This is a genomic window from Negativicutes bacterium (assembly GCA_021372785.1).
Taxonomy (GTDB): domain Bacteria; phylum Bacillota; class JAAYKD01; order JAAYKD01; family JAAYKD01; genus JAJFTT01.
Map to the genome: position 1 here is coordinate 1 of JAJFTT010000035.1, position 20481 is coordinate 20481.

Sequence of the window (20481 nt, forward strand, 5' to 3'; positions counted from 1 at the left end):
AGCTAAAAAGCCAATTAGCAGAAAATGCCGCTGTTTGACTCTTGAAAAATGCCTCAACAGAATTTATTTTATCAGCAGCAAAGAAGCCTTTCATGGTTTCTTTGCTGTTTTACATAGATTTTACAATAGCTGTCTTCTGTATTTTACATTCTGCCACTAAACTGGAACTAAAAAGGAGAATGTAAAAATGAAGAAAACACTCGTTTGGCTGAGTTTACTTGGCTGTCTGATTTTTCTGCTGAGCGGCTGTAATTTTAAAGATAACGATCAATTCAGTTTGACCCACGCGATCACCATCATCAGCCGCGAAGAAGGCTCCGGCACCCGCAGCGCTTTTATTGAATTATTCGGCGTGGAAAAACTGAATGCGCGCGGTGTCTATGTTGATTACACCACACCGGAAGCGGTGATCGCCGACAGCACAGCCGCTATGCTTGCCGCCGTAGCGGAGGATCCCCATACGATCGGCTATCTCTCGATTGGTTCGCTGGATGCGAGTGTGACGGCGCTGAGCATCGACAGCAGCACAGCCAGCAAAGAGAATATCCTCAACGGCAGCTACCGCATGGCCCGCCCTTTCCAGCTTGTCACCGACAGAAACATTAACGGCCTGACCCAGGATTTTACCGATTTCATTCTCAGTTCCGAAGGAAAACCTATCCTCGAGTCCGCCGGTTATCTGGCTGCCGAAGGCACGGAATCTTACCTCGGCACGAAGCAACGCGGGAAAATTGTGATTGCCGGTTCCTCTTCCATCAGCCCGGTGATGGAAAAACTGAAGGCTGCTTACCTGGAACGGCAGCCGGCTGTAACCGTAGAAATCCGGCAAAGCGATTCGTCTGCGGGAATTGCCGCTGTCGCCGAAGGCAGCGCTCAGCTTGGTATGTCTTCCAGAGCATTGAAAGAGAACGAACTGAACCGCGGTCTCAAGGCGACTCCTTTCGCGCTGGATGGTATCGCTGTGATTGTCAACAAGCAGAATCCGGTGAAGAATCTCACAACGGTACAGATCAGGAGCATTTTTATCGGTGAGTCTTTACGATGGGGAGATGTGATCTAAGATGAGGCGAAAAGAACAGGCTGCTCATTTACTTTTCTTCCTGACCGCTTGTATATCCATTGCAGCCGTGGCCCTGATTTGCTTTTTTCTTTTTGCCAACGGCATACCGGCAATGCGGCAGATCGGTTTATTCAACTTCCTGACAGGTCGTGTCTGGCGGCCATCCAATGACCTCTATGGCTTGCTGCCGATGATCATGGGCAGCCTGTATGTCACAGCCGGCGCGATTCTGCTTGGCGTACCTTTGGGCGTTCTGACGGCGCTCTATCTGGCGCATTTCTGTTCCCGGCAGCTCTATCGTTACCTGAAACCACTGATCGATTTGCTGGCCGGCATCCCTTCCGTTGTTTACGGTTTTTTTGGCATCGTTGTGTTGGTACCGTTCGTCCGGCAAACCTTCGGCGGCAACGGCAATAGCATACTCACCGCTTCCCTCCTGTTGGGGATTATGATTCTGCCGACCATCATCGGAATTTCCGAAGCGGCTTTACGCGCTGTCCCCGTCAGCTATTACGAAGGCAGCCTGGCCCTGGGAGCCAGTCATGAACGCTCTGTTCTCTTTGCCATCCTGCCCGCGGCAAAATCCGGCATCCTGGCCGGCGTTGTGCTAGGTGTGGGACGCGCTATTGGCGAAACGATGGCTGTCATGATGGTTGCGGGTAACCAAACCCGCATGCCGGCCGGTATTTTGGCCGGAATCCGCACGCTCACCAGTAATATTGCTATGGAAATGGGTTATGCCACAGATCTGCACAGAGAGGCGCTGATTGCCACGGCGGTCGTCCTCTTTGTCTTCATTCTGATCATCAACCTCTCGTTTTCCTTGCTGAAAAGGAGGTCTGCCCTATGAAACACCCTGCGCGCCCGTTTCGTCTGCAGCACATTCGCGATCGGCACGACCCGCTCTCTCTGGTGATCCGATTGCTGGTTTCCCTGGCTGCCCTGCTGACCGTTGGCATTCTGCTGCTTTTGGTCGGATACATTCTGATCAAAGGAATTCCTCATCTGCGTCCCTCTCTGTTTGCACTGCATTATAACAGTGAAAACGTTTCCTTACTGCCGGCGCTGCTCAATACGCTGATGATCATTCTGCTGACGCTGATCATCGCCGTTCCGCTGGGCATCTTCTCCGCCCTCTATCTTTCGGAATACGCCGGACGCAGCAACCGCTTTGTGCAATGGATCCGTTTAGCCACCGAAACGCTTGCCGGAATTCCCTCGATCATTTATGGTTTGTTCGGTATGCTTTTCTTCGTCACTTTTTTGCACTGGGGTTATTCTCTCCTGGCAGGTGCCTGCACCTTAGCGATTATGATTCTGCCTTTGCTGATGCGAACCACGGAGGAGGCGCTGCATTCTGTACCGGATGCATATCGGGAGGGCAGTTACGCCCTGGGTGCCGGACGCTTGCGAACCATCTTCAATATTGTTCTACCGGCAGCGATGCCGGGCATTCTGGCCGGTGTGATTCTCAGCATCGGACGCATCGTGGGAGAATCCGCCGCCCTGATCTATACGGCGGGAACAGCCAGTCAAATTGCCAACGGCTTATTTTCTTCCGGACGCACCTTATCCGTGCATATGTATAATATCTCCAATGAAGGGTTATATCTGAATCAAACTTATGCAACCGCAGTTGTCTTGCTCATCTTGGTAGCGCTGGTCAACTGGATTTCGCATTTTGTAGCCGGCAAGCTGACGAAAGGATCTTAATATGGATAAATTTACAATTAACGATCTCAATCTTTATTATGGCGATTTTCATGCTTTAAAAAACATAAACCTGAATTTGGCAGAAAACCGCATTACCGCTTTCATCGGTCCCTCCGGCTGCGGTAAATCTTCTCTTTTGAAATGCCTGAACCGCATGAATGACCTGATTGAAGACTGCAGAATTACAGGAGAAATTCGTCTGGACGGCGAAGACATAAACGGATCAATGGATGTCAATCAATTGCGTAAGCGAGTCGGCATGGTTTTTCAAAACCCGAATCCTTTTCCGATGAGCATTTATGATAATGTTGCTTACGGTCCGCGCACTCACGGCATCCGCAGCAAAGCAAAACTGGACGGCATCGTCGAGCAAGCCCTGCACGACGCCGCGATCTGGGACGAACTGCAAGGCCGCCTGAAAAAAAACGCGCTCAGTCTTTCCGGCGGACAGCAGCAACGGCTTTGCATTGCCAGAGCTCTGGCAGTGGAACCCGAGGTTTTGCTGATGGATGAACCGACTGCCTCGCTCGATCCTATCTCCACTTCTAAAATCGAAGATTTGATTGTTGAACTGAAGAAAAAATACACGATTGTGATCGTCACCCATAATATGCAGCAGGCTGTGCGCACCTCCGATCAAACCGCTTTTTTCCTTTTGGGTGAAATTGTGGAAGCCGCTGCCACCGAGCAGTTGTTTTCCGTACCGAAAGAAAAGCGCACCGAAGATTATATTACCGGCAGGTTCGGTTAAACGACGGCTGCCGCCCAATCATGATGAATGCCAGCCAGTCGCCGCAGGGGAATTCTGTCCTCACACCGGTGTTAAAGAAGGGGATGACCAGATGATTTATTGTGTAGAGGATGATCTGAATATCAGGGAATTGATTGTTTACACGCTGCAATCCACCGGCTTTACAGCCAAGGGCTTCGCCGATGGCGAAGCTTTTTTTATGGAATTGCAGCAAAAAATGCCGGACTTGGTGATCCTCGATCTGATGCTGCCCGGTCAGGATGGCGCGTCGATCCTGAAACAGTTGCGCAGTACGGCGCAGACCGCCGATTTACCGGTGATTCTAGCCACCGCCAAAGGCAGCGAATATGACAAGGTTAGCGGACTGGATGCCGGTGCGGATGACTATATCAGTAAGCCTTTTGGCATGATGGAATTGGTTTCCCGCGTGAAAGCGGTTCTCCGCCGCAGCGGCTCAAAACAAAAAGGAGTGCTTTTGACGAGGGGCGCTTTAAGCCTCAATTCGGAAAAACATCAGGTATCCGTCAAAGGAGAAGCCATCCCGCTGACACTGAAAGAATTTTTGCTGCTGCAGCAGTTGATGTCGAATCCCGGTACGGTTTTCACCCGTGATGCTTTGCTGGCGACGATCTGGGGTTATGATTTCAGCGGTGAAACCAGAACGGTGGACGTGCACATTCGGACTCTGCGGCAAAAGCTGGGCGAATGCGGCAATCTGATTGAAACAGTGCGCGGGTTGGGTTACCGCATGGTGGAACAGGAATGAAAAGACGTATTTTTAGGGCTTTCTGCCTGCTTTCCCTCTTTGCTGTTCTGTTGAGCGGCAGCCTCTTCTTTGCCGTCGTTTACCGGGAGGTTTCTTTCAGTAAGCAGCAGGAAGTTCGCAATGAATTGGTTCTGGTCCGCACCGGTTTTACGCAAGGCAGTCTCGCCTATCTGCAAACGCTGCAGAGCGCCCCGGAACGCAACCGTCTTTGCCGCATTACCTGGATCAGCGCCGGGGGGGTCGTCTTATTTGATAATTACGAAACTGCCGCCGCCATGGAAAATCATCTGGACCGACCGGAAATCATCAGTGCTTTACAGAATGGCAGCGGCGAAGCGCTGCGCATGTCCAGCACACTGCATCAGCAGACTTATTATTACGCCGAGCGTCTGACCGACGGTACCGTGCTGCGCCTCGCCTTAACGACTGCCAGTATCTGGGCGACTCTCTTCAATCTGCTGCCCTCTCTGCTGCTGATCATCAGTCTGGTGATCCTGCTGGCGCTTTGGCTGGCCCGGCACGAAACGCAGGCAATTATCCAGCCAATCAATGCCATCAATCTGCAAAATCCGCTTGAACAAGATACTTATGATGAATTAGCGCCGCTGCTGCTGCGTATTGAGCAGCAAAACAAAGAAATCGCCGCCAAAATGGCGGAATTATCACAGACGCGTCTGGAATTCATTACCATCACGGAAAATATGAGCAACGGCCTGATCCTGCTTAATCAAAAAGAAGAGATTCTGACGATCAACCGCAGCGCCTGCAGAATACTGAATCTCAAAGCAGACCAGACAGTCGGCAGAAAGCTGTTGACGCAAAATCGCAGCTCAGTCCTGCAAAATCTGCTGCAGCAAGTCGAACAGGGAGAAATCGCCGAAGCTGTTCTGCAGCAAAATCAGCACAGCTATCAGCTGTTGGCTCACCCGGTTCTGAACAAGGCGGAACTGCAGGGAATTGTGCTGCTGATTTCAGATATCACCGAACAACAAGCCACGGAACAGCTGCGCCGCGAATTTGCCGCCAATGTTTCTCACGAATTAAAAACACCGCTGCAATCGATTTCGGGCTATGCCGAAATTATCAGCAATCATCTTGTCAAAGCGGAAGATATCCCGGAATTCGTCGATCGCATTTATCGGGAAGCCCGCCGGCTGATTGTTTTGGTGGATGACATCATGAAAATTTCCCGGTTGGATGAAAGCAAACCCAGTCTTGCAGAGGAACCGGTTGATTTGTATCTGTTGACACAGGATATTCTGCAGCGTCTGCAGCCGCAGGCGGAAGCCAAACAGGTCCGTCTGGAACTGAAAGGCGTCCCGGCAGAAATACAAGGGGTCAGACAAATCCTGGACGAGATGATTTTTAACCTGTGTGATAATGCCATCAAATACAACAAACAGGGCGGCCGCGTGGATGTTATCATCGAACGTCTGCCTTCTGCGCTGCGGCTGCGGGTCATCGATACCGGCATCGGCATTGCTCCGGAAGATCAGGAGCATGTTTTCGAGCGCTTCTATCGCGCAGATAAGAGTCATTCACAGAAAATCAGCGGTACCGGTCTGGGACTCTCGATTGTGAAACACGGAGCCCGTTATCATCACGCTGAAATAGAACTGCAGAGTATTCCGAATCAAGGCACTGCCATCAGCCTGAGCTTCCCTTTGAGCAATAAAATTAATCTGTAAGAACAGGAGGAAACGAACAGCATAATATAGAATATAAGCCTATAAATCAGAGCAAAGAGAGGCGTTACCAATGAAGCTGATTATCTCCATCATTCAAGACCAGGACTTCCGTGCTCTCTCTGATATCTTTCTCGAGAAAAATATCCGCTCTACCCGGCTGTCCAGCACCGGTGGGTTCCTCAGCAGCGGCAATACGACTCTGCTGATTGGAGTGGAAGAAACCAGAGTGGATGAAGTCATTGCTCTCCTGAAGCAATATTGTCATACCCGTACTCAACTGATGAATGCCGGTCCCATGACCGTAGATTTTATTGGTGTAATGCCGCATTATCCGGTCGAAGTGATCGTCGGCGGTGCTATCATCTTTGTTTTGGACGCGGAATGCATCGATCTGGAACAGACCGCCAAGCCGGAGAGTCAAAACACCGGAGCCTAAAACAATTCCGACGGGAGACTCCGGGCACCGCATTACAACGCTTACGGTATAGTTTCTGGCAAACTATGCCGTTTTCTTTTCCCTCCTTTTATCGTGCTCTCATTCATGAGCGGGAGTTGCCGCAGGTCTTGCTGAATTTTTTCCTTTCAATCCGGCAGTGTCACCGGATTGAAGGGAACCGGAAACAAAATCTCAACGTCTATAGCAATGATTGCCGCCTGTTGGCAGCCAGTAAAAAAATAAGGAGGAAATTATGTTAAAAAAAATCATTTGTATGAGCCTGATTGCCCTTTTAATCATGACCATGACACCCGTTGTCTGCGCTGCGGAACTGCCTGCTCTGCCGACCGGGACCGCAAAAGAAGCAACAGGGATGAGCGGCGGTGAGACCGTCAACGAACGCTTGGGCAAGGTCGCTCTGTCCGTCAAGCAGACCCTCAATCTGGATGACCGCTACACAACCTTCTATGGCAGCTTGAACGAAGATATCATTGATTCCTACTGGAACCTGAATTGGTCCAATGCGCAGGAAACTCTCACAGTCTATGCCAAAGAAAGTGGCAAAGTGATGCAGTATCAACGCAATCGTACTGCTGACGACCATGATTACGCTTACAAATATGGCCCGGAGTTCTCGCCGGTTTTTCCTGCCAATCGCAAAATTGACGCAAAACCAGTCGCTGAAGCCTTTGTTTCTGCTTTATTGACCGCAGAAGAATCTGCCGTCTTTGAACCGACGGATGCCCTGGAATTACTCTCCGCAACAACTTATGGTTTTAGCGGCAGAATTCAAATGTACGGCCTTGATACCGGTATCACCTTCACGGTCAGCGTTTTTGCGGACGATTTGACCATCAACAGATTTTACCGCAGCGATGCCAACACCAAAATGATCAACGACTTCTCCGATACGGTTACGATGATCGATGCCGCGGCTGCAGCGGCAAAGCTGCGCACGACGGTTAAACTGCAGCTGCAATATGTGCTGAGGGATACGGCCCCCGGCGAACCCATCCTGCCGAAGCCGGCGGGGAGTAAAACAACTGCAGATACTGCTGCTACCCAGGCAGTCTTACGCTATCTGCCTATGACCGACAGCAATTATCTCGTTGATGCCAAAACGGGCGAACTGATTGATATCACCGATTTATACGATGCTTTTAACCGGGCCAATCAAACGGTAAAAACGCCTGCCGGGATGGGTTCCTCCGACTCAAGCCCCTATCTTCCTGCACTCAGCGAAGCGGAACTGACAGGCATTGAGAAACTCAAAGATGTCCTCAGCAAAGAGGAATTGCAGGCAGCCGTTAAAGCCATGCCGGAAGTCATGCTGGATGACAACTATACGCTTACCGGTTACAACTTCTATTTAAACGAAGAAAACGGCGATGTGACTGCCTATTTAAACTTCAGTAAACCCTACAGTGAAAACAACTATCAATTTTACCGCAAATCCGCCGTTCTGAATGGCAAGACCGGAGAATTAATCTCCTTCTCCTCTTCCTATCCCTACGATGAAAAAGCGGCATACCCTGTTTTTCTGACGAAAGAACAGGCAGCCGTAAAAGCCGCCGCTTTCCTGAATCGTTACTTTGCAGGCCATTTCGCTGTCGCAGATTTGTATACTTCTGTAACTCCGCTGGAAACTGAGCATACCGCGACAGAGTATCGGTTCACCTACAGCCAAAAAGTCAACGGCTATTTCTTCCCTGTCAATGCCATGATGATCAGCATCAATGCCCAAAGCGGCGCGGTCGACAGCTTCAATCAGAACTGGCTGGAGGATATCGTCTTCGATCAGGCCGATGGAATCATTCCGATGACGCAAGCGGAAGAGATTTATGCCGCCGCTCATACCGCCAAACTGCAGTATCTGCAGCTGCCTGTGACTGTGGACCCCGAATCTCCTTATTATATTCTCTATTCCAAATATGGTTACGCTTACCTGTATGAATATCGTCTGGCCTATCAGTACAGCATCGCCGATGCTGTCCACGGCATTGATGCAAAAACCGGAGAACTATTGCAAGATACTTCACCGATCGCCTACGCAGTACCCGTATACACCGATTTAGGCGCACATTATGCGAAAACTGAAATTGAAATCCTCGCCCAATACGGCATCGGCTTCAGCGGAAATCAATATCAGCCGGAAGCTGAGCTGACGCAGCGTGAAATGCTGGTCTATCTCCTGCAGGCAGCCGGTTTCCGCAACCCTATGGAGGATGATTCGCTCTATCAAACAGCCTACTCGCTGCATCTGCTGACAGAAACGGAACGCGCCCCCGCCTCGATTGTCAGCCGTACTCAATTTGTGAAAACGCTGCTGAGCATGTCCGGGTACGATAAAATTGCCCATCTCTCTGAAATTTTTGTCTGTAAATTTCTAGATGAAGCGGCGATTGCAGCAGAAAACTATGGCTACATTGCAATCGCCCAAGGCTTAGGGATTATTCATGGCGATCCCAGCGGCAATTTTCATGCCGATTCAGCCACCACCAGAGCTACGGCAGCCGTGATGTTCTTCAATTTTCTCAATCGGGAAAACTAACTTCAGAAGTTCCGCTCAATTTGACTGGCCGATTGGCTTGCTAGCCGATCGGCCGGCCTTTTTGTCCCTCGCTTCCGAAGTAAATCGCCCATTTTATTCGCTTGACAAGACTGCTAAAATGGCATATGATTCGTTTCGTAATGCAAGAAAAATCTTCGGGGCGGGGTGAAAATCCCCACCGGCGGTAATGGGAGTTCTCGAACTTCACAAGTCCGCGAGCAAAAAGCAGCGTCATCTGCTGATGTTGAACCGGTGCGATTCCGGTACCGACGGTATAGTCCGGATGGTAGAAGATGGAACAGCCGGTTTAAAAAAACCGAATTACGCCGCAGCCCTTTTTTTGAAAGGCATGAACTTTTTTAAAAGTTCAACGCGGAATTTGCTGCTGCTTTTCGTCCTAAGCAATCGCCTCGCAGGAATGATCTTGCCAGGCGATTTTTTGATGGAAAGAAGGATTCAGATGAAAAACCATTCTCCAAAATTCATGGTACGGACGGCGCTCCTGGCTGCCTTATCCTTAGTGCTGATGCGGATCGAAACACCGCCCATGTTTGGTACCCCTTTTCTGAAACTGGATTTGGCGGATGTCCCCGCTGCCTTAGCCGGCTTAGCCTATGGTCCGTTCAGCGGTTTGATGGTTGAAGTGATCAAAAACCTGGTCAATCTGCTCTTTACCGATAGTGCCGGCATCGGACAATTGGCAAATTTAATCTACGGTAGCATCCTGGTGCTCTCGATTTCTTTGGCCGGCAAGCTGAAATTCCTGAAAAACAGGAAAGCTAATTTACTGCTGACCGGCACCCTCGGCACTGTGATCATGACGGTCTCCGCTTATTTCATCAATCTTTATGTCATGTTCCCGCTTTATACCGTTTTTATGCCGCTGCAGGTATTGCTTGGCTTCCTGCCTGCCGTGATTGCCTTCAATCTCGTCAAAGGTGGCGCCGTCACTGTCATCTCGGCTCTGCTCTTCTGGCGTTTGGAAGGTATTTTAGTTAAATAACTGCTCAAAGCAAAATCCCGCTCTGACTGCCGGGCAATCAGAGCGGGATTTCGTTTTTGACTAGCCCAGGATTTTCTTCAAATCCGCTTCGGGAGTACTGGTCGGAGTCAGATTGAAGTTCTCTACCAGGTAATTGAGCACGTTGGCTGAAATAAAACTTGGCAGCGTCGGTCCGAGATAGATATTCTTTATTCCCAGAGAAAGCAGTGTCAATAAGATACAGACTGCTTTTTGCTCATACCAGGAAAGCACCAGGGTGAGCGGCAATTCGTTGACACCGCATTGGAAAGCGTCTGCCAGGGCGAGCGCTACTTTGATCGCGCTGTAGGCGTCGTTGCATTGGCCCATGTCCATGATCCGCGGCAAACCGCCGATTGTCCCAAGGTTTAAATCATTGAAACGGTATTTGCCGCAGGCCAAGGTCAGGATTACCGTATCGGCCGGCGTCTGTTTGACAAATTCGGTATAGTAATTGCGACCGGGTTTGGCTCCGTCGCAGCCGCCCACCAAGAAGATGTGTTTGATCGCTCCGGTTTTGACCGCATCGATGACAGTTCCGGCTACGGCAAGTACGGCGCCGTGTGCAAAACCTGTCATCACTTCATGTCCGCCGTTGATACCGGTCAGCATGGTGTCTTCCTGATAACCGCCCAATTGCAGCGCTTTTTCAATCAGCGGGCTGAAATTTTTCTCAGCGCCGATATGGACAACCGCGGGATAACCGACGACTTCTGTGGTGAAAACACGATCCTGATAGCTGTCTTTCGGCGGCATCAGACAATTGGTGGTGAACAAGATCGGCGCCGGCAGATTGGCAAATTCTTTCTGCTGATTCTGCCAGGCGGTGCCGAAATTGCCCTTCAGGTGCGGATACGCTTTCAATTTTGGATAACCGTGCGCCGGCAGCATTTCACCATGAGTATAGATATTGATACCTTTGCCTGCGGTCTGCTCTAAGAGCAGCTCTAAATCTTTCAGATCATGACCGGTTATCACAATAAACGGTCCTTTTTCAATGGTCAGCGGAACCACAGTGGGTACCGGTGTGCCGTATGTTTCGGTATTGGCACGGTCCAGCAGCTCCATACATTGTAAATTGACGCTGCCGACTTCCATCACAATGGGCAGCAATTCCGCCATGCCCCAGTCTTCACCGATGGCAGACATCCCTTTATAGAAGAATTGATTGACTTTCTCGTCCGAATATCCCAGCACCATGGCGTGATAAGCGTAAGCAGACATGCCGCGCAAACCGAAAAGAATCAGAGATTTGAGAGAACGGATATCCACATCCGCCTGCCAGACCTTCTCCATCGGGTAATCCTCGTTGGTGCAACAGGGCGTGGCGCAGCCGCTGCATTGCGGCACCAGCATGGCTTTGACCGCATTGACTTTTGCGATCATGGCATGAATTGTTTCATCGTTGAAATTCACATTGGTAATGGTGGTAAAGAGACCTTCCAGCATGACTTGATTGGCTGCGGCAAAGGCGGTCTTGTCCTTCATTGCCCGGGCGAGACCAATCAAAGCACCGGTTAATTCGTCCTGTAGCGCAGCGGTCGGCGCTTGTTTGCCGCAGATACCGGCTTTCCCCATACAACCCTTGCCGCCTGCAGTCTGTTCACATTGAAAGCAAAACATTTGATTTTCCATGATTTTTCCTCCTTCAATTATTGATGCTAGCTTTGAGGTGGCGGTGCTTTTACCACGGTCAATTCCAGAGGATCGCTCTGTTGATTGCCGGCCTCCATGACAATCCCCCTGGGAATTTTCAGAACAGTGCCTCGCTCATAAACATTGAGCGCACCGTCGGCGAGGCGAAGCGACAGCGTGCCGGCAATCACCGCCATATAGACTACCGCATTGGTCACATGGGTGGGCAGCGCTTCCCCTCGGAGCAAAACCATATGCATGTAATGCAGGTTTTCATCCCGGATGACCGCTTCGATCACGTGCGCCCGGCTGCCGCTCATTTGAAAGACTTGTTCAATCATAACTTCATCCCTCCTAATCCAAAATTCTTCCGTCGGTAGAAATGGTTATTACCTGCCAGGGAATAAACTTACCGCTGCTTTGCAGAGCGATTTTTGCCGCCTGCTCCAAACCGCTGCAGCAGGGAACTTCCATCCGTACAATGGTCACGCTCTTAATCTCATTTTGCTTGATAATCTCACTCAGTTTACTCGTATAATTGCCTTCGTCCAGTTTGGGACAGCCGATCAGTGTGATATGATTCCTGATGAAACGCTGATGAAAATTCGCAAAAGCATAGGCTGTGCAGTCTGCCGCAATCAACAGATTGGCATTGGCAAAATAAGGCGCCCGGCTGGGAACCAACTTGATTTGAACCGGCCATTGCTGCAATTGACTGTCTGTTTCAGTCCGGACCAGCGGCTGCCCATCCTGAACAGTCGCGCAGTCAGCGGCCGGTTGGCGTTCGATCGTTTTTGCTTGTGTGCCGGGACAACCGCAGGCAAGCGTCTTGGGCTGTTGCTTGACTTGATTTTTCTGAACCGCTGCCTCGTCGAAGGCGGCTGCTTCGCGTGTTTCAAAATGAATCGCCCCTGCCGGACAGGCCGGCAGGCAATCACCCAATCCGTCACAATAATCATCGCGCAGCAATTTGGCTTTGCCATCGATCATGCCGATAGCGCCTTCCTGACAGGCGGCCGCGCAGAGACCGCAGCCGTTGCATTTTTCTTCGTCGATCTGAATCACCTTACGAATCATCTTTCTCATCCTCCGGATTGATTGCATTCCCTGATGTTTTGCCTGAGGCATCCCGGATCTGCTCAAAAAGTCATATGCCTGTTTTGCTTGACTTCCTGGCTTCAGTATACTATCATACAGCTGATTCGTCCGTTGTATTTACAACAGAAAGGAGAAATATGAAAAAAGATTTTCAAAACATCAGCCGGGTGGACCTGTTTGCCGATATCAGCGAAACCGAATTGAATTCCCTTTTCCACTGCCTTTCGGCCCGGCAGAAGCTGTATTCAAAAGGCGAAATCATCTTCGCCGCCGGCAGCGCAGCCGAATTGGTCGGCATCGTGCTCAGCGGGCAAGTACAGATCATCCATGACGACTATTATGGCAATCGGACGATTATTGCCGAAATCGAGAGCGGGCAGATGTTCGGCGAAACCTATACCTGCGCCAAAACCGCCGCGCTGCCTTTCAGTGTGGTTGCCAAGCTGGACAGCGCCATCCTGTTGATCGATTACAAAAAAATCATTACGACCTGCAATCAGGCCTGTGTCTATCATCATAAACTTGTTTACAATATGCTGCAGATCATCGTCGCTAAAAATCTGACCTTAAACCAGAAAATCATGGTTCTGTCCAAACGCTCCAGCCGGGAAAAATTGCTGGCTTTCCTTTCCACTCAGGCGCAAAAAGCAAACAGCAATGAATTCAATATCTCCCTCTCCCGGCAGGATTTGGCGGATTTCCTTTCGCTTGACCGCAGCGCAATGTCTCACGAATTGTCCAAACTCCGTGAGGAAGGCGTTCTGGAATTTCAAAAGAATCATTTCAAACTGCTCTGTCATCCGGAACAGGTCTGAGGCGAGGCGGACCGCTTGGCTTTTCCTCGTGAATGCGGCAAATTGGGCTTGCGCAAGATTCTGTCAGTGATTATACTGAACAAAGAGTAATTTTAAGGAGGAAATCAAAATGCAATTCAATCAACAGCGTATGTTGGACCGTTTGGTGGAAATGATTCAAATCGACAGTGTTTCGTTCGAAGAGAAAGCGATGTCGGACTATCTGGAAAACTACTGGACCGAGCGGGGCCTCTCAGTATACCGCGACCAAGCCGGAATCAAATTCGGCGGCAACGGCAGCAATATTCTCGTTCATATTCCCGGCACGATGCCCGGTGAGGCAATTTGCTATAATGCGCACCAGGATACCGTCGAACCCGGCCGCGGCATTCGGCCTGTTCTGGACGGCAATCTTCTGCGTAGCAGCGGCGATACCATCTTAGGTGCCGATGACAAATCCGGAATTGCGATGCTGATGGAAGCCTACGATGTTTTAGAGGAAAGCAAGACGCTGCATCGGGAAATGTATTATCTTTTTACCGTCTGTGAAGAGCAAAATATGAACGGCGCCAAGAATTTCGATCTGAGCAAACTGCCCTGCAAGAATATTTACAGCTTGGATGGCGCCGGCAGTTTGGGTCATGTCAGTATTGCCGGACCTGCCAAAGACGGAATCAAGGTTACTTTTAAAGGTCGCAAAGCGCATGCCGGGATTGAACCGGAAAAAGGCATCAATGCCGCCGTCATGCTGGCCAAAGCGATCGCGCAGGTCAAATTTGGCCGGATCGACAAAGAAACTACCTCTAACGTCGGCCGCATCTCGGGCGGAGATATGACCAATGTGGTAACCGACGAAGCCTTCTTTACGGCGGAAGTTCGTTCTCACTCCGCCCAAAAACTGCAGGAACAGGTCGAATTAATCCGCCAGGCCAGCCTTCAGGCAGCCAAGGAAATGGGCGGCGAAGCAATTGTCAGCGTCAGCCACGACTACCCTGCCATTAAAACAGACTTCGATTCTTTCCTTTACCAAAAAATCGTTGAGATTTATCAAAAAGAGGGTTTTGAAATCAAACAGGTGATCAGCGGCGGCGGCGGCGACTGCAATATTTTCGCCGGCCACGGTTATATCTGCGACGGTATCTCCACCGGAATGAAAGATGTCCACAGCAGCAAGGAAACGCTGGATCTGACCGTCTGGATGCAGGCCATGCGTTTGCTCTATCGCTCGATGACCGAATAGACCTTACCGGATCGGACGTAGGAAAACAAAGAGGAACTGTTATTAAAAAACGGCTCCTCTTTATTTTATTCGTTTGGCGCCATTCACTTAAGCAAAGCTATGCTCGATCCAAATTTTCAATCCGATGCCGATTAAGATCAGGCCGCCCAGAAATTGTGCTTTGCTGCTCAATTGATCGCCGCTGAATTTACCGATGTAAACAGCAAGGAAACTAAGCAAAAAGGTCGTGAGTGCAATCAGCGCAGCAGCGGTCAGAATATTCACCCGGCTGACCGCAAAACTGATCCCGACGGCCAGCGCATCGATACTGGTGGCAACCGCCTGCACAAGCAGCAGCTGCAAGCCGAAGCGCAGTTCCTGGCCTTCGCGCACTTCTGCGTGAAAACAATCCCAGATCATTTTGCCGCCAATCCAAACCAACAGCAAGAAAGCGATCCAGTGATCAAAGCGATTGAGATAAATGGCAGACTTTTCCCCCAAAAAATAACCGATTAGCGGCATGACGCCCTGAAAAACACCGAACGCCAACGCGATCGCCAGCGCGTGCTTCCATTTTAACCCGGTCATACTCATGCCGTTGACAATAGAAACGGCACAGGCATCCATTGACAAGCCAACTGCAAGGAAACTGAGATCAATCAATCGCATCCCATAAGGATCCTTTCCAAATTGTATTACTGCCATTTCAACAAGGATTTTTGCATATAAGCCCGGATATCAATCCCAAAAACCGCTGTAACCAAGGGATTTTGCAGTACCTCTTTTGCTTCGCCGGTCAGCGCAACACTTCCTGCCTGCAACAAAACCGCTTTGTCACAAAATTGCAGCGCCAAATTCAAATCATGCAGCACGCCGATCACCGCCCTGCCCGGCTGACGGCACCACAACTGCAGGCGTTCAATCAATTCCAGCTGATATTTCAAATCCAAATGATTGGTTGGTTCATCCAGTAGAATCAAACGCGGTGCCTGGACAAACGTCCGCGCCAGAAATACTCTTTGTAATTGCCCGCCGGAAAGCGCGGTGATCGGTTGATCTTTGACCTGCCAGAGGTCCACTTCTTCCAGGCATTGCCGGACGATTTCCGCATCCTCTTTACTGGTATGCGGCAGGAATCCTTTGCTGCCATACAGATAGCGGCCCAGCAGAACGGTATCATAGACAGTATAATCAAAATAAGTGGCGCTGATCTGGCTCATCAAAGCAATGTTAGACGCCAATTCCTTCCGCTTCAGTTTGGCTATCTCGGCTCCCGCAAAACGAATGCTGCCGCGATAAGGCAAGAGTCCGGCAATGGCTTTCAGCAGAGTGGTTTTACCGCAGCCATTCGGACCGAACAGGCAGAGAATTTCCCCCGGCTCGATTTGCAGGGAAACATCACGAATGACATCTTCCGTGTCATAACCGCAGTTCACATGCTCCAGTTGCAGCATCATTTGACCTCTACTTTCTGCGTTTGAAATAAATATAAGCGAAGAACGGCGCCCCGATCAAAGCGGTGATAGCGCCGACCGGTAATTCTGAAGGAGAAATAATCGTTCTTGCCACCAGGTCAGCCAGCACCATGAAACAACCGCCGAAGAGCGCGGAAACGGGTACAACCCATCGATGAGCGGCACCGCACCAGCGCCGGACGATATGCGGGGCAATTAAATCGATAAAGCCAATCACACCGCAGAATGCGACCGCACTGCCGGTCAGAGCCGCTGCCACCGACAAAAGACGCCACTTGACTTTCGTCGTCTCCACACCCATGACGGCAGCCTGTTCTTCACCAAAGGTCAGCAGATCGAGTTCCCGCGCGTGATAGAGCAGGAGGATGATACCGACCAGGACAATCGGCGACAGCAGCGCCACATAGGACCAGTCTTTTAAAGCGAAGCTGCCCATCTGCCACTGCAGAATGCTGCGCGTATGGTTCTGAAAAAAATAGGCGATCAAGGTCAGCAGCGCATTGACAAACAGAGAGAAAACCATACCGGTCAAAATAATGGTATTGCCGCTGAAACCTTTGTCTACTTTGGCGGCCAGGCTGACAGCCAGCACAACCGTCAGCAGTCCCGCCAGCAGACCGGCGGCAGGCAGGGTAAAGCGACCTAAGACCGGCAGTGAAAAACCGCTGATAATGACGAGCGCGGCGCCCAAAGAAGCCCCGGAAGAAACGCCCAGGGTATAGGAGGAGGCGAGCGGGTTGCGCAGGACCGACTGCATGACCGTTCCGCTGGCAGCCAAAGCGGCGCCGGTCAGGAAAGCCAAACAGGCGCGCGCCAACCGTAGATTCCAAACGACGGTCACATTCAGAGCGCTGATCTCTGCCGGCAAAGGCAAACCCAATAATTGATTGGCGGCGATCTGCATGACTTGCGTGAAGGGTACCGCCACGCTGCCGAGGCAGGCTGCCAGGCCGAGACAAAAAAAACTAAAAATCAAGATCGTCAGCAATTTCCAGCCGTTATGCATGACCTTTAATCCGCTTTCTGATTCTGATAAACAGCCCGATAGATTTCTGCCACCGCCTCGACCACATGATGATTGGCCTGAGAACTGGCATTGGCATCGATGCGATAAACGTCGGCATTTTTGATCGCCCTCATCTCCTGCCAGCCTGCCCGGGACAGAATCTCCGCCACCGGATCATCAATGTAATCGATATTCGTCAGAATCACATCGGCATCCGCCGTCACCGCTGCTTCCGGAGTGACGGAAAACCAACCTTTTTGATCGTGAAAGACATTTTTAGCGCCGATCAGTTCGATGATTTCGTCAAGAAAAACGCCGCTGCCGCAGCTGTAAATAGTGGGAGCCGCCGCTACTTCCAGATAAACGGTTTTCTGCTCCTGCACAGCCTCTCCCAACGCGCGGTACTCCGCCAGTTCCGCTTGCATGGTTGCAACCAAAGCTTCGCCGCCCTCTTTGTCTCCGATCACATCGGCCACAAAAGCCACATCTTCTGCAATTTGCGCCAGCGTGGACGGCGTCGTGACCCTCACCACACAGACACCGTTCTTGCTCAAAAGCGCAAAGGGGTCTTCGGCGCCGCCGGCTGAACTCATATCGGAGATCAACAGGATATCCGGATGCAGGGCAAGCAGTTGCTCCGCATCCGGTGCCATCATATCGAAGGCAGGCATCTCCTGCGGCAAATCGTAGAATTTCTGTGAATTCGTATCAACTCCCACCAGTTTATCTGCCAGATCCAAATCGAGAATGATTTGGGTCAAAGTCGGCGAGAGGCTGATCAATCTGTCGACCGTTTTTGGTATTTCATAAACAACGCCATTGCGGTCGGTTATTGCGCGTTGCTCGCCTGTCCTGCCGGTCAATGGGTTGTTGCAGCCGGCCAACATAAAAACAAGAACGATCATCAGGAGGAATGCGGTTTTTTTCAGCTTCCAATTCGGCATCATCATAATCCCCTTTCCAAGTAAAACATTTGACTGAATCGTCCGATCACAAAAAAGCACGGCTCTGCAGCTTCGCTTTTCGGTTCAGCCTGTGCTGATACCATGGATCGGTGATTAAAATCCTCCCTTCGTCTTTCTCTGCGCAATAAAAAAAGCTATGGCGCTATTTTCGCCACAGCCGTATTTCTGTGTAGAACATGAAAACCATACTGCCTTCAATCTACGTAAAGCAGAGGTTTCGTTTTTTATGCAGGTCTTCTGACTCGCGTTTCTCAAAGAATTGCTTCCTTGCCGTTGCTGATTTCCGCCTTCCCGGTTGCCCAGTGACCGACTTTCGTCTATGAAATCGTCAACTCCACGCATACAGCGGCGGTTCCGCGCGGGATTCACACCCGCTTCTCTCTTAGCCTTGCCAAAGCATTGCAGCTGTGGAAGGAACATAAAAATATTGCTTGCCATATCGTCTCAGCTACTTCTTCTGATGCGACAGATGATAAGTTAATTATACCGCTTTTGCAGGCGGATGTCCAGTCTTTCAGCAAAATAGCGATTTTTCACTTCCGCTCTTGCTCTCGGACTGTCAATCTGTTACAATAATACAAATTGGAAATTATAACCGGAAAGGAGATTCTCATGACCGAAAAAAACCAACCCTGCCGCTACCATAAATCGGATTTGCTGTTATGGCACTATTGCTATCGGGCTTTCAAAAAAGCGCTGATCCCTACCGCCGACAAGGAAGGTTATGCTTATCTTTCCCCTGGTATCACGGGTGATTGTCTCTTCAGTAAAGATTTTTCCAAATGCAAATATTACGAGCCGGTCGATCCGGCAACAGAACAGCAAAAGGAATAACAGCGGACCGGAAAAAATAAATTTCCCTATTGACAATGCCGCATCCTCTGTTATAATAATCGCAATGCTGATCCGGCATGCAAATCGAAAGATTTCTTATCCAGGCAAGCAGCATAACTGACAAGCAATGACAGGAAGAGTAAAGCAAGAGGATCGCCACAGAGAGATAGAGCAGCTGAGAACTATCGCCAAGATCTTGCTCCAAGAACATCCTGAAGCTTCCCACCCAAATCTTCTGCGCAAGAAAGTAGGCTGGGCCGCATCCGAGCGTTAAAGCGGCGGAGATATGTTAGTATCTCTATGAGTGAGCATCTATATGCTAATGAGGGTGGCACCGCGATTTCGAGCTTCTTCGTCCCTTTACAAGGGGAAGAAGCTCTTTTTATTTTTTCACCAGGTCAATGGCGAAAAACAGCAAAGAAGCGGAGGTAATCTCATGACAGCATTACAAAACTGCATCCCGACCCACTATCACAGCAAATTATCCCTGCTGGAAACGCAGATTTCCATCAAAAAAATCAAAGATTATTTTGAAGCGCAGCTTGCGGCAAATCTCTCTTTAATTCGGGTTTCGGCTCCCTTAATGGTCCGGCCCAGTTCAGGGTTGAACGATGATTTAAACGGCTGCGAACGTCCCGTCAGTTTCGATCTGAAAAACCGTTTGGATCAGGTAGAAATTGTACAATCCCTGGCTAAATGGAAACGTTATGCTTTACACCAATATGGGTTTGACCCCTATACCGGGCTTTATACCGATATGAACGCCATTCGCCGCGACGAGCAGACCGATAATATCCATTCTGTCTATGTCGATCAATGGGATTGGGAAACGATTATCGCGAAAGCAGACCGGACGCTGCCGACTTTGGAAACTGCCGTCCGCCGCATTTACGATGCCTTTTTAGCTACCGAAACTTATCTGGAACAGCTTTATCCTTTTATACGCAATCCTTTGCCCGGCGAATTAACTTTTCTGACCACAGAAGAATTATTCCAGCGTTACCCCAACCGCACCGCCAAAGAACGGGAGTTGGCGGCGGTACGAGAATTTGGGGCTGTTTTTCTGGAACAGATTGGCTGCCGTTTGTCCGACGGCAGCAGGCATGACCAACGGGCGGCCGATTACGACGATTGGAATCTGAACGGTGATCTGCTCTTCTATTTCCGCACCCTGGATATCGCCATCGAGATGTCTTCCATGGGGATCCGGGTAGATGCAGCTGCTTTACTCGCTCAGCTTTCTGCTCTGGGGCAGCAAGCAAAACTGCAGCTGCCGTTTCATCGTGATGTGCTGTCGGAAAAATTGCCTTTCACCATGGGCGGGGGAATCGGTCAATCGAGAATGTGTATGTTTTTTTTGCAGAAAGCTCACATTGGCGAAGTACAGGCTTCGGTCTGGCCGGCGGAAACCCTAACGTTCTGCCGTCAGGCGGGTGTAAATTTACTCTAACAAAAAGCAGCGGGTTCTC

At 50.2% G+C, this 20481-nt stretch carries 20 protein-coding genes, 2 riboswitches and 1 other annotated feature; of the genes, 13 read left to right on the top strand and 7 right to left on the bottom strand.

All coding sequences use genetic code 11. The features are described 5' to 3' along the window. Positions 1–187: 187 nt before the first annotated feature. From LLG09_04465 to LLG09_04505, 9 genes are all read left to right on the top strand, one after another. Positions 188–1060 carry a substrate-binding domain-containing protein gene (locus LLG09_04465; GenBank protein MCE5196368.1) on the top strand — a complete coding sequence of 291 codons (873 nt, stop codon included), beginning with the start codon at positions 188–190 and terminating at the stop codon, positions 1058–1060. A 1-nt stretch (position 1061) separates the two neighbouring features. Continuing rightward, complete coding sequence (pstC, locus tag LLG09_04470) at positions 1062–1910, top strand: phosphate ABC transporter permease subunit PstC (protein ID MCE5196369.1); 849 nt, start codon at positions 1062–1064, stop codon at positions 1908–1910. Then, complete coding sequence (pstA, locus tag LLG09_04475; protein MCE5196370.1) at positions 1907–2773, top strand: phosphate ABC transporter permease PstA; 867 nt, start codon at positions 1907–1909, stop codon at positions 2771–2773. The genes pstC and pstA overlap by 4 nt, the downstream gene beginning before the upstream one ends. Before the next feature lies 1 nt (position 2774). Continuing rightward, positions 2775–3524 (top strand): phosphate ABC transporter ATP-binding protein PstB, encoded by a 750-nt coding sequence (gene pstB / locus LLG09_04480; GenBank protein ID MCE5196371.1) that lies wholly within the window; start codon positions 2775–2777, stop codon positions 3522–3524. A gap of 91 nt (positions 3525–3615) precedes the next feature. Further along, positions 3616–4290 carry a response regulator transcription factor gene (locus LLG09_04485; protein ID MCE5196372.1) on the top strand — a complete coding sequence of 225 codons (675 nt, stop codon included), beginning with the start codon at positions 3616–3618 and terminating at the stop codon, positions 4288–4290. Then, complete coding sequence (locus tag LLG09_04490) at positions 4287–5978, top strand: PAS domain-containing protein (GenBank protein MCE5196373.1); 1692 nt, start codon at positions 4287–4289, stop codon at positions 5976–5978. The genes LLG09_04485 and LLG09_04490 overlap by 4 nt, the downstream gene beginning before the upstream one ends. A gap of 70 nt (positions 5979–6048) precedes the next feature. After that, positions 6049–6414 (top strand): cyclic-di-AMP receptor, encoded by a 366-nt coding sequence (locus tag LLG09_04495; protein MCE5196374.1) that lies wholly within the window; start codon positions 6049–6051, stop codon positions 6412–6414. Positions 6415–6667: 253 nt separating this feature from the next. Then, the gene (locus tag LLG09_04500) at positions 6668–8965 is read left to right on the top strand and encodes an S-layer homology domain-containing protein (protein ID MCE5196375.1); all 2298 of its coding nucleotides are present in this window, start codon (positions 6668–6670) and stop codon (positions 8963–8965) included. Positions 8966–9112: 147 nt separating this feature from the next. Further along, a riboswitch (FMN riboswitch) is annotated at positions 9113–9264 on the top strand. Positions 9265–9425: 161 nt separating this feature from the next. Next, positions 9426–9968 (top strand): ECF transporter S component, encoded by a 543-nt coding sequence (locus LLG09_04505; GenBank protein MCE5196376.1) that lies wholly within the window; start codon positions 9426–9428, stop codon positions 9966–9968. 60 nt (positions 9969–10028) lie between these two features. Here LLG09_04505 and hcp read toward each other — a convergent pair whose 3' ends face one another. From hcp to LLG09_04520, 3 genes are read right to left on the bottom strand one after another with little or no spacing between them, the layout of a single operon-like run. After that, positions 10029–11621, bottom strand: a complete 1593-nt coding sequence (gene hcp, locus LLG09_04510) for a hydroxylamine reductase (GenBank protein ID MCE5196377.1) — start codon at positions 11619–11621, stop codon at positions 10029–10031. A 26-nt stretch (positions 11622–11647) separates the two neighbouring features. Further along, on the bottom strand, positions 11648–11962 hold the full coding sequence (locus LLG09_04515) for a hypothetical protein (GenBank protein MCE5196378.1): 315 nt from the start codon (positions 11960–11962) through the stop codon (positions 11648–11650). A gap of 13 nt (positions 11963–11975) precedes the next feature. Then, positions 11976–12698, bottom strand: a complete 723-nt coding sequence (locus tag LLG09_04520; protein MCE5196379.1) for a 4Fe-4S binding protein — start codon at positions 12696–12698, stop codon at positions 11976–11978. 158 nt (positions 12699–12856) lie between these two features. On the opposite strand from LLG09_04520, the gene LLG09_04525 reads away from it, so the two are divergent. Together LLG09_04525 and LLG09_04530 are read left to right on the top strand one after the other, a co-directional pair. After that, the gene (locus tag LLG09_04525; protein ID MCE5196380.1) at positions 12857–13534 is read left to right on the top strand and encodes a Crp/Fnr family transcriptional regulator; all 678 of its coding nucleotides are present in this window, start codon (positions 12857–12859) and stop codon (positions 13532–13534) included. A gap of 109 nt (positions 13535–13643) precedes the next feature. Continuing rightward, the gene (locus tag LLG09_04530) at positions 13644–14753 is read left to right on the top strand and encodes a M20/M25/M40 family metallo-hydrolase (protein MCE5196381.1); all 1110 of its coding nucleotides are present in this window, start codon (positions 13644–13646) and stop codon (positions 14751–14753) included. Positions 14754–14840: 87 nt separating this feature from the next. Here LLG09_04530 and LLG09_04535 read toward each other — a convergent pair whose 3' ends face one another. From LLG09_04535 to LLG09_04550, 4 genes are read right to left on the bottom strand one after another with little or no spacing between them, the layout of a single operon-like run. Continuing rightward, positions 14841–15401: a manganese efflux pump MntP family protein gene (locus tag LLG09_04535; GenBank protein ID MCE5196382.1), complete on the bottom strand. Its 561-nt coding sequence runs from the start codon at positions 15399–15401 to the stop codon at positions 14841–14843. Positions 15402–15427: 26 nt separating this feature from the next. Continuing rightward, a complete protein-coding gene (locus tag LLG09_04540; protein ID MCE5196383.1) occupies positions 15428–16186 on the bottom strand; it encodes an ABC transporter ATP-binding protein in 759 nt (252 codons plus the stop codon). Between the two features lie 10 nt (positions 16187–16196). Beyond that, positions 16197–17213, bottom strand: coding sequence for an iron ABC transporter permease (locus tag LLG09_04545; protein MCE5196384.1), 1017 nt, complete (start codon positions 17211–17213; stop codon positions 16197–16199). Positions 17214–17218: 5 nt separating this feature from the next. Further along, positions 17219–18157, bottom strand: a complete 939-nt coding sequence (locus tag LLG09_04550; protein ID MCE5196385.1) for an ABC transporter substrate-binding protein — start codon at positions 18155–18157, stop codon at positions 17219–17221. A gap of 230 nt (positions 18158–18387) precedes the next feature. Beyond that, positions 18388–18615: riboswitch (cobalamin riboswitch) on the bottom strand. Positions 18616–18790: 175 nt separating this feature from the next. Between LLG09_04550 and LLG09_04555 the strand changes: the two genes are divergently transcribed. Both LLG09_04555 and asnA read left to right on the top strand, forming a co-directional pair. Next, positions 18791–19012 (top strand): hypothetical protein, encoded by a 222-nt coding sequence (locus tag LLG09_04555; protein ID MCE5196386.1) that lies wholly within the window; start codon positions 18791–18793, stop codon positions 19010–19012. Between the two features lie 118 nt (positions 19013–19130). After that, positions 19131–19375 (top strand) — a binding site (T-box leader). 73 nt (positions 19376–19448) lie between these two features. Then, entirely contained in the window at positions 19449–20462 is a 1014-nt protein-coding gene (asnA, locus tag LLG09_04560) for an aspartate--ammonia ligase (protein MCE5196387.1), read from the top strand. The last annotated feature ends 19 nt before the right edge of the window (positions 20463–20481 follow it).